Genomic DNA, 12,908 nt, shown 5'->3' on the forward strand with positions numbered 1-12,908 from the left:
AGATGGGTATAAGAGACAGAGGCCAGGGTGTTGGCGGCGCCGGTGTTGGGGGCGATGCGGAGCAGGCGGCTGGTCGTGGCGGCCGCCTCTTGGCGGTTGGCGAAGCGGGGCCAGTCGGTGCATTCGGTGACGCCGGTGGCCTGGTCCGGGTAGCGGGCGCCGCGTGCCGGTACGAAGTCCGAGGCGTCGCCCTTGCCGGCCTTGCGGATGGCCCCGGCCAGCTCGGGCCAGGCCGTGGAGCCTTGGCGGGCGCGGGACAGGGCGAAGGACTGGAGGTCGCGGGCCTTGTAAGCGACGTTGGCGACCTTGGTGGGGATGGGGGTGCGGTCGGCTCGGGCGATCAGTGTGCGCCAGAGGCCGGGGACGTCCTGGCAGCCGTTCGTGGCACACCACGTGAAGAAACGCTGCATGCTCCGCTCGTTGGCCTTGGCCATCTCCTCCAGCTCACGCACCCAGTCGGTCGCGCTGTGGTTCCACGTGCCGTCGAGGACCATCGTGCGGATTCGGCCGGGGAAGAGGCGGGCATACGTCTGGCCGTAGAAGCCGGCGTAGGAGGCGCCGTAGTAGTTGAGCTTGTCGTCGCCCAGGGCCTTTCTGATCGCATCCATGTCCCTGGCGTGGTCCGCTGAGCTCATGTTGGCGAACAGCTCGGGATCCTTGAGTCGGCAGGCCTCGGCGTACCCCCGGTTGGTGTCGGACAGCCGGCCGAAGTCGGCGTCGTCCCGGGGGAGGTCGGGGATGGGGATGCGGGTCCAGGCGCACTGCAGGCCGGTGCTGAGTCCTTGGAATTGCTCGCCGTAGCCGCGGGTGTCCCACGTGACGATGTCCATGCGCTTGCGGAGGTCGGTCCACCAGTTCGGGACGGACTGGGTGAGGGCGATGCCGGGACCACCGGGGCCGCCATAGGCCACCAGGACCGAGCCTTCCGAGGTGCCGGTGGATCTCAGGCGGCCCAGCTTGAGGGTGATCTTGCGGCCGTCGGGCTTCTGCCAGTCGACCGGGACCTGGAGGTCGGCGCAGTCCATGCCGATCTTGTCGTTGGGGCAGGTCTGCCACTCCAGGGAATTGGTCTCCGCAGCGGCGGGCGCCGCCGCTGGGACGAGGAGGGCCGTGGCCAGCAGGGCTTGGGCGATGGCGAGGGGGTTGAACATGCCGTTCAGGATTCCGGAGCGGGCGGTGGGAACGCGTCGGACCAGGGTTTGGTTTTCGGGAGCGGGCAGTCGTACCAGGGTTTGTCAGACCATGGGCGGTCCGCATCCGGCGTCTGGAAGTGCTTGCGGTGGTGAGGTGGCGTTGTCAGCATCGACAGCGTGAGCAAATGGCAGTGGGGCTGGGAAGGTGTGCTCGGCGTCATCGCGGTGCTGGGGCTGGGCATGGTCCTGGTCACCGCTCCGACGGCGCATCTGTTCAACGTCCTGGCGCAGGCCGCGCCGCTCGGCCTGGTCGCCGTGGGGCTGGCTCTGTCGCTGCGTACGGGCATGCCCAACCTCGCCGTGGGCGCCGTCTCCGCGCTGTCCGGCGTTCTCGTCGCCACCGCTGTGGACGTCGCCGAGCTGTCCCTGATCGCCGGGGTGCTGCTGGTGCTGGTGCTCGCCGCGTTCGCGGGGCTGGTCACGGGCGCGTTCACGGTGCTGGTGGCGGCGCCCGCCTGGGCGGTCACGCTGGGCGCCGCCGTGGCCTGTGAGGCGTTGATGCTGACGGTCACTGGCGGCAGGATGATCGCCTTGGGGGATCTGCCGGCGTATTCCCCGGTGCTGTGGTTCGCGGTGTTCGCTGTCGTTTCGGTGGCGGGCGGGCTGCTGTGGGCGAGGCGGGATGTTCGCGGGCGGCTGAGCAAGGGGTGGACGGCAGGGCTCGTCGGCCTGGCCGGGTCCAGCGTGCTCGCCGCGTTGGGCGGCTTCGTCCTGCTGCTGCGCCAGGGCGCGGCGCAGCCCGGCTCTCAGGGGATGTCTATCACCGTGTTCGCGCTCGCCGCCGTCCTGCTCGGCGGCACCAGCCCGAACGGCGAGCGCGGTGCGGTGACGGGCACCCTGCTCAGCGTGCTGATCCTGGCCATCGCGCAGGTTCAGCTCGTCGTCCTGAACATTCCGGCGTGGGTCTACACGCTCGTCCTGGGGGCCGTGATCATGGTCGGCCTGACCGTGTCCCGGCTGCTCGAGTCTCTGCGACCGTAGCGGTCGCTAGCTCACGAGGTCACGAGGTCACGCCCAGCGACTTCTTCAGGAAGTCGACCTGGAGCAGCAGCAGGTTCTCCGCCACGACCTCCTGGGGCGTCATGTGGGTGACGCCGGAGAGCGGGAGCACGCTGTGCTGGCGGCCGGCCGCGAGCAGGGCGGAGGACAGGCGGAGCGTGTGGGCGGCCACCACGTTGTCGTCGGCCAGACCGTGGATCAGCAGCAGTGGGCGTTCGAGCTTGGAGGCGTCCGCGAACAACGACGAATTCTCGTACACCTCGGGTTGTTCGTCCGGATGGCCCAGGTATCGCTCGGTGTAGCACGTGTCGTACAGCCGCCAGTCCGTCACCGGCGCCCCCGCCACGGCGGCGTGGAACACGTCAGGACGCCGCAGCACCGCCAGCGCGGCCAGGAAGCCGCCGAACGACCAGCCGCGAATGGCCACCTTCGTCAGGTCGAGGTCGTCGGCGTACTGCTCGGCCACGCCGTGCAGGGCGTCGATCTGGTCCTCCAGCGCCGGGGTCGCCAGGTCGTTGAGCACCGCCCGCTCGAAGGCGGTGCCCCTGCCCGGGGTGCCCCGGCCGTCGGCCACGACGACGGCGAAGCCCTGCTCGGCGAACCACTGGCTCTCCAGGAACGCGCCGCGCCGGTTGAGCACGCGCTGCGCGTGCGGGCCGCCGTAGGGGTCCATGAGGACCGGCAGCCTGCCCGAGCCCTGCTGGTGCCACGAGGGCAGCACCACGGCGGTGGCGAGCTCGCGGCGCCCTGAGCGGCCGATCGAGACCCGCAGGTCGAGGCCGGGACGCTCGGCGTACGACGGGATCGGCACGGCCATGCCGTCCCGCTTCACGACCGTGGTGGACACGCCCTCGGTGTCGAGGCTCTGCTCGGTGAGCACACCCACCCCGCCCGACATCCGCCCCGAGAACACCCCGGACCGGGTCGAGACCGGCAGCAGCGAATGCCCGTCCCAGGTCCACAGCTGGATCTCGGTCGGGTCGCCGCTCGCGCTGAACAGCACGCTGTCGTGATCGACGTCGAGCACGGCCCGGACCTGCAGCGTCGGCGGGGTGACCGCCCGGTCGCCCACGAACAGCCGGTGGCCGCCCTCGGAGCCGGCCACCCAGACCAGGGCGCCGTCGTCGAGGTGCGCGGGCACGCCGGTGACGATGTCGATCCAGGCCGGGTCGGCATCCTCGCGCACGAGCGTGGACGCGCCCGTCGCCGGGTCGACCGTGAGCAGCCGCATCGTCCTCTGGTCGCGGGTCAGGGTCACGATCGACAGCGCGTGCTCGTCCCAGGCGGCCGTGGCCAGGTATTCCTCCTCGTACGGCACCGCGACCCGCGACCCGTCGAGCCCCAGCACGTACAGCTCGGTGATCGCGTTGGGTGTCCCGGCGGCCGGGTAGCGCTGGGCGGTGGCGGGCCGGTCGGGGTTGGCCGGGTCGGCGACGTGCCAGATGTGCACCGGGGCCTCGTCCGCCCGCTCCGCCAGCAGCGCGTCGCTGGACGGCGCCCACCAGTAGCCGCGCATCCTGTCCATCTCCTCGGCCGCGATGAACTCGGCCAGCCCGTACGTCACGGTCGCCGACTCCGGCGTGGCCAGCGCGCGGTCCTCACCCGAGGCCAGGTCCTGCACGTGCAGGGCACCACCCGTGACGTAGGCGACATGTCGCCCGTCGGGCGAAAGGCGGGGGTCGATGACCGCGCCCGGCGTCTCCAGCCTGCGGGCCCGGCCGGTCGGCAGCTCCACGACGTACAGGCCGCCGGACAGGGCGAAGCAGGCCCGGGTCGCGTCGGTGTCGGTGGCGTACGCGACCACGCCGCCCGCCCCCTCGCGGCTGCGCTCGCGCCTGGCCCGCTCCTCCGGCGGCAGGTGCTCCTCGTCGCCGCTGAGCGTACGCGGGTCGACCACCAGGCGTTCGACATGGGTCTCCGTGTCGAGCTCCCACAGGCAGGTCACCGGATCGGTGCCCGACTTCGTCCGCAGGAAGACCACCCGGCCGCCGTCCGGAGAGATCGTGAAGCCTCGGGGCACCCCGAGGGTGAACCGGCGGGTCCTGGCAGACAGACGCGGGAAGCTCTCACTCATGGGGCCAATCCTGCCAGGAACGAGCCATTGTTACGCTCGCTCCTATGACTGATCGACGGCTCCTGCTCGTGCACGCCCACCCGGACGACGAGTCGATCGGCACCGGCGCGACCATGGCCAAATACGTCGCCGAGGGCGCCCACGTCACGCTGGTGACCTGCACGCTGGGCGAGGAGGGGGAGGTCATCCCCCAGGACCTCGCCCACCTGGCCGCCGACCAGGACGACGCCCTCGGCCCGTACCGGATCGGCGAGCTCGAGGCCGCCTGCCAGGCGCTCGGCGTCGAGGACCACCGCTTTCTCGGCGCGCCGGGGCGCTGGCGGGACTCGGGGATGATGGGCGTGGCGTCCAACGACCACCCGAAGGCGTTCTGGCTGGCCGGCCTCGACGAGGCGGCGGGCGAGCTCGTCAAGGTGATCCGTGAGGTACGCCCCCAGGTGCTCGTCACGTACGACGACAACGGTTTCTACGGGCATCCCGACCACATCCAGGCCAACCGCGTTTCGCGCAGAGCGTTCGAGCTGGCCGCGAAACCGGATTTCGGCGAGGGCGAGCCGTGGCAGATCGCGAAGTTCTACCACACGGCCGTGGCCAAGTCCGTCATGCAACGCGCCAACGAGGCGTTGCGCGAGGCCGACGTCGACTTCATCACCGAGAACGTGGACGACATGCCGTTCGGCAACCGGGACGAGGAGATCACCACCGAGATCGACGCGCGCCCGTGGATCGGTAACAAGATCGAGGCCCTGCGCGCGCACGCCACCCAGATCAGTGTGAACGACCCCTGGTTCGCCCTGTCCAACAACATCGGCCAGGAGGTCCTGGGCGTCGAGCACTACATCCTGGCCATCGGGGTGCCCGGGCCGCCGGTGCCCGGGCCGCCCATCGAGGCGGGTGGCCTCGGTGAGCCGCACAACCGGGAGAACGATCTCTTCGCGGGGATCCACTAACCTCATTCGACATGGAGCATCGCAGCCAGGCCGAGTCGGCGCTGGGTGGGGCGGCGTACGGCATGCTGTTCGTGCTGGGTGTCGTCATGGGGGTCGTGGGCGGGTTCACGCATCCGGTGTGGCAGGTGGGCCCGGTGCCGGTCGCGGCCGTCGTCTGGGTGCTGGCGCTGTTCATGGTGTGCCTGGGGGCGGGCAAGCTGATGCGTGCCCGGCTCGGGGCCGTCGTGGCGGGGGTCGGGTGGCTGCTGGTGACGATGCCGTTCACGCTGAAGCTGGCGGGCGGGGACCTGGTGATCGCGGACGGCGCTCCCGGCTACGTCTACCTGTACGGGGGGCTCGCGGCCCTTGTGGCGGCCTACCTGCTTTCGCCCTCGTCGGGTGGGGAATCGTGGCTTCTGCGCGGGTACTCTCCGAAGAACCCGACGTAGCGGCATAAAGTGACTTCGTGCATTCCTTAGAGCGGCACGTAGATCCGGATACGTATCGCAAGGTCATCGGCCGCTTCGCCACCGGAGTCGCGATCGTCACGACCAGGCTCGGCGACACCGATCACGCGATGACGGTCAACTCCTTCACGTCCGTCTCTCTGAACCCTTTACTCGTGCTGTTCTGCGCCGAGAAGGTGGCCCGGTTCCATGGCGCGGTGCTGGAGGCGGGGGTGTGGGGGGTGTCCGTGCTGCCTGCCTCGATGGAGGACGCCTCGCGGTTCTTCGCGCACCGGGGGCGGCCGCTGAACGGGCAGCTGGCCCGGTGGCCGCATCATCGTGGGGAGTCGGGGGTGGCGTTGTTCGACGAGGCCATCGCCACGCTGGAGTGCGCCACCACGGCCGTGCACGACGGCGGGGATCACTCGATCGTGGTGGGTGAGGTGACGGCGCTGGACACGCCGTCCGACGGGACACCGCTCCTGTACCACGATGGCCGGTACAAGCGGCTCTAGGGCTTTGCGCGGGCGTTCCTTGGTACGGAGATGTGTGGTGCTCGCTCGCCGTGTCCGGGCATGAGTCGGGCCAGGCCCGATGGCCTGGCCCGATCAGCTAGCTGATCGCATCCCGTGTCAGTGCCCGGGAGTGCTGACCGATTTCTACGGTGTCGCGGTGGGGGTCACCGTCGGCGACACCGTGTCTGTCGGGGTCTCGGTAGGTGTCTCCGTCGGTGTCTCGGTCGGTGGCAGCGTGTCCGTCGGACTCTCCGTGGGCACGTCCGTCGGCTCCTCTGGCGGCGGGCAGACGGGGATCTCCGTGGGGGTCACCGTCGGCGACACCGTGTCCGTCGGGGTCGCGGTCGGCGGCAACGTGTCCGTCGGGGTCGCGGTCACTGTCTCCGTCGGGGTTTCGGTTGGCGTGACTGTCGGGGTTTCGGTCGGTGTCTCGGTCGGCGGCAACGTGTCCGTCGGCGTCTCGGTCGGGGTCACCGTCGCCGTCGGCGTGTCCGTGGGGACGTCGGTCGGCGGGAGGGTGTCTGTCGGTTCGACGCTGGGCTGACAGGTGAACGTCACCGTGACCGTCGGACCAGGCTCAGTGACCGTGACCGTGGGACCCGGCACCGTCACGGTCGGCAGGGGCGTCATCGTGACGGCGGGCTGGCCGCGTTTCTTGTACGTGCCCCAGCCCAGCCTCGTCGTGAAGTTTCCTGCCCCTGTGGTGACCGGGATGTCGGCGCGCGCGGTCTTACACGAGTTGCGCTTGCACACCCTCTGCTTGACGCCGAAGATGGCGCCCCCGCTGTATTCGACGGAGACGTCCAGATAGGAAACGCCCCTCTTCTTGACCACGGCCGTCGTGACGACGTAGTCCTCGGCCGGGGCCGGGGGAGCCTCCGTTGGGGTGTGTTCGGTGGCTAAAGCCACCTTCGCGTCGAGAGGAGTGTCAGTGAATCGTAGGGGATCGGACGCTGACGTCTGGGTGATCGCCACTCCGCCGGCTCCTGCCAGTGCGACGGTGCCGAGCAGCGTGCCCAGGATGGAGAATCTCATAATCCTGCTCTTGTGGGAGATTTCAGGACCCTGATCATTATTCCGACATGTCAAGATTGGTCAAGACTGAGACGCATGGACAAGCGGTTTCGGTTCCGGCGCGCGGCGAACTACATCAATCTCGCCACTCCGCTCGGTTTGCTGGTCTCCATCATCGGTGGTGCCACCAGGCGACCCGGCCCCAACGGGCTCATCCTCGCCTTCGGTTACCGCTACCGCTTCCCCATCGCCGGGGCGTTCACGGTGGGGAATGTCGTCCTGACCAGGTGGGATTCGCTGAGCGACCGGCTCATCCGCCACGAGGGACGGCACGCCACGCAGTGGGCTTGGTGCGTCGGGCTGCCCATGCTGCCGCTCTATCTGCTGGCCATGCTGATCTCGGTCCTGCTCTGCGGGCACCAGGCTTCATACAACCTCTTCGAGCGCCTGGCCGACCTGGAGGACGGCGGTTACCCCCGGGCGGTGCTGTGGTGGAAGCGCCACAGGGGCAGCTGAGGTTGACTCTTCCAGTCAATTCCAGGGCGTCTGCCGGATGATCGACGCGAGACGACCGTCCGTTGGGTGATCACCGTAAGGTGGGCGAGCGCCGGGATGGCCACCGTTTGCTCCGGCCGAGCGCGAGGGCGGCGATGCCCAGGCCGGAGATGGCGCCGGCGCAGAGCATCGACGCGGTCGACGGGCTCACGAGCGTGACGCCGGCCAGGGCAAGGGCCGAGACGGCCGTGGCGAACGCGATGTATGTCCAGGTCGCAAGGCGTGCCAGGCGGAGGCGCAGGTCCTCCGAGGGCAACGCGCGGGCGAGGAGCCAGGCCAGCGCAGGCAGGAGCAGGACGCCGTGCATGAACACGGCATAGGCCGGTTTCAGCGTGGTGGCCACCGTGTAGGCGAGTTGCTGGTTACCGGTCACCACCTCGATGACCCCGCGAGCGATCATGATGGCGCCGAAGACCATGGCCGCGAGCAGGGTGGCGAAACCCGCGCGCACGGCCAGGCGCATGCTTGGCGCGAGCTCGGGATCGCCGCGGAAGGCGGCGACGGTCATGACGATCGCGATGGCGACGAGCACCCCGCCGCCCGCCGCCAGGGCCCTCGCGATGGCCGTGTCGACAGCGGTCTCCATGTTGAAATGGGATGGGACGCCTCGCCACGCCTGGAGGGTGATCAGGGCCACCTCCAATGTGGAGGCCGCGGCGAAGGCGCCGACCCAGAGGTGGCGGGCGCGGAGGCGTACGAACTGGGAGACCCAGGTCAGGGTCAGGATGCTCAGCCCGAACGACACACCGAACGTGAACGGTTTGCGCCACGACACCGGGCCCTCCCATGGTCCGCCGTCCATGACGAACACGCCCAGGTGGAGGAGCCCCGCGAGCATCAGCAGTGCTCCGAAGACATACCAGAGGCGATTCACGCGGCCCATGCTGGCAGGCGGAGCCCGGCGGGCGCGTCGGCCCAGGGTTTGGATCGTGCCTACGACGCTGGTCGTACGCGCGGGGCGTTCACCGTCCGCCCAGGGTCCAGCCTGGCAGGGCGTTCACCATCCGCTCAGGGGCTGAGCCTGAGCGTGTGCACGGCCGCCTTCTTGACCGACTCGGGCTTGGAGTACATCGGCAGCAGATCGCCCCTGGCCCACAGCTCCGCCTGGTCCCAGTAGTTGTCGTGGAAGGCGTGCCCCGAGGCGCCCGTCAGGTTGATCCACTGCGATCTGTCCAGATCGGACAGATCGACGACCATGCGCATCGACGGCACGGCGGTGACCGCGTAGCCCTGCTGGACGTTCCAGCCCGTGGCGTTCACGGCGTCCTTGCTCCCTGGAGCGGCTAAGGGGCCGCGGTTGAACAGCGCCTCGACCGGCGCGATCCCCGAGGTCCCCAGCGAGCCGTTGACCAGCTCTAATTGGTGCAGGTCGCCCCACCGCCACGACGCGACGTCCGCACCGAGCCGGTCCGCCAGCTCCTGGTACGCCGACGCCATCGCCTGCCGCAGGATGTCGTCACGCGTCTCCGTACGGCTCTTCGTGGTCACGTCGTCCCAGAAGGGGTCGTCCGGGAGTTCGAGCAGGCGCCTGATCACCTCATACCAGCGGTCGCCTCCGCTCGGCCTGGCGCCCTCCGGCAGCTCATCGTCGAACGTCAGCAGGAGCACCTGGCGCCAGACCGCGTTGAAGTACGCGGCCGCGGCCGAATCCACGTCCTGCTTGCCGTCCCACGTCTTCAGCAACTGCCTGGCCTGGTCGCCCGGCCCCGCCAGATCGATCCGCATCAGCGCCGGGACCAGCGTCTCGGCGAAGCCGTTGTGGGTGTCCCGCTGGATCTCCGCCATGGTCGCCACGTCGACCTTGCCCTTCTTGACCGCCTCCTTGACGAGATCGCGAATGCGCTCGGAACGATAGCCGTACGCCCAGTCCTTGGTCAGCAGGGGCCGGTACCGTTTGGGGTCGATGACCGCGTTGTTCGCCGTGACGACGAATCCGTCCGCCGGGTCCACCACCGACGGCAGCTGGTCGTACGGGATGGGTGCCGTCCTCCAGTCGTACTCGCCCGTCCAGCCGGGGACCGGCCAGGTGCCGTCGCCCTTCTCGCGCACGGGGATGCGGCCGGGCGCCTGGTAGCCGATCCTGCCCGTCGTGTCGGCGTACACCAGGTTCTGGGCGGGCACCTCGAACAGCGCCGCGGCGGCCTTGAACTCCGGCCAGTCGGCCGCCTTGTTCAGCGCGAAGATCGCGTCGGCGGTCCTGCCCGGCGTCAGCGCCGTCCACTGCAGCGCCACCGCGTTCGCCTCGCCGGTGGGCTTGGCGCTGCCTATCACCTCGTTGATCAGCGGCCCGTGCACGGTGCTCTTGACGGTGATCGAGACGGGCGGGCCGCCGGCCACCTTGATCTGCTCCTGCCTGGCCTCCAGCTTCACCTGCTCGCCCTTGTACAGGTACGTGTCGCCCTCCACCTTCTCCAGGAACAGGTCGGCCACGTCGGGACCCAGGTTCGTGAAGCCCCACGCGATCTTGTCCGTGTGCCCGATGACCACGCCGGGAACGCCGGAGAACGTGAACCCCGTCACGTCGTACGGGCACGCCTCCGAGACCTTCCGGCAGTGCAGCCCCGCCTGGTACCAGACGGACGGCAGCTGCGCGGACAGGTGCGGGTCGTTGACCAGCAGCGGCTTGCCACTGGCCGTGTGGTCGCCGGAGATCACCCACGAGTTCGACCCGACGCCCTCGCGGTCCTCGGTGCTCATGGTGCTCGGCACGGCGTCCAGCGTCTTGGCCGCCTGCGTGATCGCCGCGGCGGTGCCGCGCAATTGCGGCTCGGCCCGCTGGTCGAAACGGTCCTGGTCGATGGTGCCTTCGGTGACGATCGGGGAGTGCCGGTCGTACGGGTAGGCGGGGTAGAGCTGCTCGACCCGCTCCCTGGGCAGCTTGGCCGCGATCAGCGCGCGGTCGATCTCGTCCTCCATGTTGGAGCGCAGGTCCCACGCCATGGCCTTCAGCCAGGAGAGGGAGTCGAGCGCGGTCCACTGCTCCGGCTGGTAGTCGCCGTTCTGGAGTTTGAGCACGGAGTATTCGAGGCTGCGGTCGGAGGCGTTCGGGTTGGCGGCGAGCCAGGCGTTTACGCCTTTCGCGTACGCGTTCAGGTAGTCCTGGGTCTCTTTTGCCAGCTCGGGCAGCTCCTGTTCGGCGACCCTGCGCCAGCCCATGGTCCTGAGGGCCTTGTCGGTGTCGAGCGTGGACTTGCCGAAGAGCTCTGAGAGGCGGCCGGCGGTCATGTGGCGCCGGAAGTCCATCTCGTAGAAACGGTCCTGGGCATGGACGAATCCCTGGGCCATGAACAGGTCAGTGGCGCTGTCGGCATAGATATGCGGGATTCCCGATTTATCGCGATAAATCTCCACATTCCCGGCTAAGCCGGGCAACCGCAACGATCCGTCCATCTGCGGGAACGACTTCCGCACGGTGTAGACGAGGATCCCGGCCAGCACGAGCGCCAACACGAGAAGAACGGTCAACACCCGAGCGAACCACCGCAACGGCCACGGCATCCACGCATAGGGCCTCACCGACACCTCCATCCAGCCGAACTGGGACTAAGTCTGGCAGCCCGAGATCACTACTACGGCCGCCTTCACGCCCCTTCTCAGGGGACTTTGAGCGGCCGATCACGCGGGGAGGACACGGGCTCACGCGCCGTAAACGTCCGGGGTCTTGAGAGCGGCGGGGCCGGCTGTCGCCGGAGGGAGCGGCGGGCTCTCTGGACGGTGAGCCGGGTCGCGGCCGTGCGAGCGGCGGTGGCGGGCGCGCCCAGCAGCGCACGGGCAAGGCCGCGGGGTGGCAACGACGACGTTCGCGGGTGGGGGTGGTTCAGGTCCAGGTTTGGCCGTCGGGAGTGTCCGAGACACGGACGCCCAGCGCGGCCAGTTCGTCCCGCAGCCGGTCCGCCTCCTTCCAGTCCTCGGCCTCCCGCGCCCGGCCCCGCGCCTCCAGCAGCTCCCCGGCCCCCGCGGGCAGCACGGGCACCTTCCCGATATCCGTGGAAAGCTCCAGCCCCAGCACCTGATCCACGTGCAGGAACGACTCCAGCTTCGCGCCGGGCGCCACCGACTCGTCCCGCTCCAGCTCCCGCAGGATCCGCAGCGCCCCCGGCGTGTCCAGGTCATCGTCGAAGGCGGCCTCCACCCGCTCCACGTACGCGGAGGCCATCGGCGCACTGGGCAACTCGGCCCACTCGGCCACCCGCGACCGCCACCGCCGCACCGTCCGGTCGGCGGCCCGGAGTGTGTCCCACGTCAGGTTCATCTGCTGCCGATAGCGATGCTCAAGGAACGCCATCCGCACGGCGAGCGGATCGAGCCCCGCAGCCACCACGTCGGCCAGCAGCACCACGTTCCCCGTCGACTTCGCCATCTTGCGACCGTCGAACAGCAGGTGCTCCCCGTGCACCCAGTGCCGGACCACCTCGTGCCCGGCGGCCGCGTTGGACTGGGCGCGCTCGTCCTCGTGATGGGGGAAGCGCAGGTCGATCCCGCCGGTGTGGATGTCGAAGCGTGACCCGAGGAACCGCAGCGACATGGCCGAGCACTCCACATGCCACCCCGGGAACCCGCGCCCCCACGGTGTCTCCCAGCTCAGCTCGCCCTCGGCCGGTTTCCACAGGGCCCAGTCGGCGTGGAAGCGCTTGCGCGGGTCGACGGTGTCGATGCGGTGGGCGGGCTTCAGGGCATCAAGGCGATTCCCGGAAATTTCGCCGTAAGTGGGAAACGTCCGTACGTCAAAGAACACCGACCCGTCCGGCACCGCGTACGCATGCCCCTGCTCGATCAGCTTGGCGATCAGCTCGATCATCAGATCGATCGTCTCTGTGGCGCGCGGCGTGTGCTCCGGCGGCCGGAGGTTGAGCGCGGCGGTGTCGTTCCTGAAGGCGTCCTCGTAGAAGCGCGCCAGCTCCCGCACCGAGCGCCCCTCGGTCTCGGCCTGCTCCACGACCTTGTCGACTCCGGAGTCGGCCAGGTGGCCGACGTCGGTGATGTTCTGGCAGGCCAGCACGCGCACCCGCCGCCGCTCCAGGACCCGCCTGATCAGGTCGGACAGCAGGTAAGTGCGCAGGTTGCCCACGTGCGCGTAGCGGTAGACCGTCGGCCCGCAGGTGTACATCCGCAACGCCCGCCCGGGGGCGAGCTCCTCGACCTGCCTGGCCCGCGTGTCGTAGATCCGCAACATTCTCCGAGCC

11 protein-coding genes are annotated in these 12,908 nt (G+C 69.4%); 5 read left to right on the plus strand and 6 right to left on the minus strand.

Going from position 1 to position 12,908, the window contains the following annotated elements:
- The coding region (locus tag EJK15_RS28045) for an alpha/beta fold hydrolase (protein WP_138713471.1) at positions 1 to 1,151 on the minus strand (1,151 nt) is incomplete at its 3' end.
- A gap of 159 nt (positions 1,152 to 1,310) precedes the next feature.
- On the opposite strand from EJK15_RS28045, the gene EJK15_RS28050 reads away from it, so the two are divergent.
- Positions 1,311 to 2,174, plus strand: coding sequence for an ABC transporter permease (locus tag EJK15_RS28050; RefSeq protein ID WP_138713472.1), 864 nt, complete (start codon positions 1,311 to 1,313; stop codon positions 2,172 to 2,174).
- 19 nt (positions 2,175 to 2,193) lie between these two features.
- Here the strand turns inward: EJK15_RS28050 and EJK15_RS28055 are convergent, their stop codons facing one another.
- Entirely contained in the window at positions 2,194 to 4,266 is a 2,073-nt protein-coding gene (locus EJK15_RS28055) for a S9 family peptidase (RefSeq protein ID WP_138713473.1), read from the minus strand.
- Between the two features lie 44 nt (positions 4,267 to 4,310).
- Here EJK15_RS28055 and mshB point away from each other — a divergent pair, with 44 nt between their 5' ends.
- From mshB to EJK15_RS28070, 3 genes are read left to right on the plus strand one after another with little or no spacing between them, the layout of a single operon-like run.
- Positions 4,311 to 5,216: an N-acetyl-1-D-myo-inositol-2-amino-2-deoxy-alpha-D-glucopyranoside deacetylase gene (gene mshB, locus EJK15_RS28060; RefSeq protein WP_138713474.1), complete on the plus strand. Its 906-nt coding sequence runs from the start codon at positions 4,311 to 4,313 to the stop codon at positions 5,214 to 5,216.
- A gap of 11 nt (positions 5,217 to 5,227) precedes the next feature.
- On the plus strand, positions 5,228 to 5,644 hold the full coding sequence (locus EJK15_RS28065) for a DUF6113 family protein (protein WP_138713475.1): 417 nt from the start codon (positions 5,228 to 5,230) through the stop codon (positions 5,642 to 5,644).
- Positions 5,645 to 5,661: 17 nt separating this feature from the next.
- On the plus strand, positions 5,662 to 6,156 hold the full coding sequence (locus EJK15_RS28070; RefSeq protein ID WP_138713476.1) for a flavin reductase family protein: 495 nt from the start codon (positions 5,662 to 5,664) through the stop codon (positions 6,154 to 6,156).
- A 144-nt stretch (positions 6,157 to 6,300) separates the two neighbouring features.
- Here the strand turns inward: EJK15_RS28070 and EJK15_RS28075 are convergent, their stop codons facing one another.
- A complete protein-coding gene (locus EJK15_RS28075) occupies positions 6,301 to 7,191 on the minus strand; it encodes a hypothetical protein (RefSeq protein WP_138713477.1) in 891 nt (296 codons plus the stop codon).
- 75 nt (positions 7,192 to 7,266) lie between these two features.
- Here EJK15_RS28075 and EJK15_RS28080 point away from each other — a divergent pair, with 75 nt between their 5' ends.
- The gene (locus EJK15_RS28080) at positions 7,267 to 7,686 is read left to right on the plus strand and encodes a hypothetical protein (protein WP_138713478.1); all 420 of its coding nucleotides are present in this window, start codon (positions 7,267 to 7,269) and stop codon (positions 7,684 to 7,686) included.
- A 70-nt stretch (positions 7,687 to 7,756) separates the two neighbouring features.
- Here EJK15_RS28080 and EJK15_RS28085 read toward each other — a convergent pair whose 3' ends face one another.
- The 3 genes from EJK15_RS28085 to cysS form a co-directional block, all read right to left on the minus strand.
- Complete coding sequence (locus EJK15_RS28085) at positions 7,757 to 8,599, minus strand: hypothetical protein (RefSeq protein WP_138713479.1); 843 nt, start codon at positions 8,597 to 8,599, stop codon at positions 7,757 to 7,759.
- 134 nt (positions 8,600 to 8,733) lie between these two features.
- The gene (locus EJK15_RS28090; protein WP_138713521.1) at positions 8,734 to 11,223 is read right to left on the minus strand and encodes a penicillin acylase family protein; all 2,490 of its coding nucleotides are present in this window, start codon (positions 11,221 to 11,223) and stop codon (positions 8,734 to 8,736) included.
- A 319-nt stretch (positions 11,224 to 11,542) separates the two neighbouring features.
- Positions 11,543 to 12,898, minus strand: coding sequence for a cysteine--tRNA ligase (gene cysS / locus EJK15_RS28095; RefSeq protein ID WP_138713480.1), 1,356 nt, complete (start codon positions 12,896 to 12,898; stop codon positions 11,543 to 11,545).
- Between the last annotated feature and the right edge of the window lie 10 nt (positions 12,899 to 12,908).

The organism is Nonomuraea basaltis, assembly GCF_005893125.1.
GTDB classification, from domain to species: domain Bacteria; phylum Actinomycetota; class Actinomycetes; order Streptosporangiales; family Streptosporangiaceae; genus Nonomuraea; species Nonomuraea basaltis.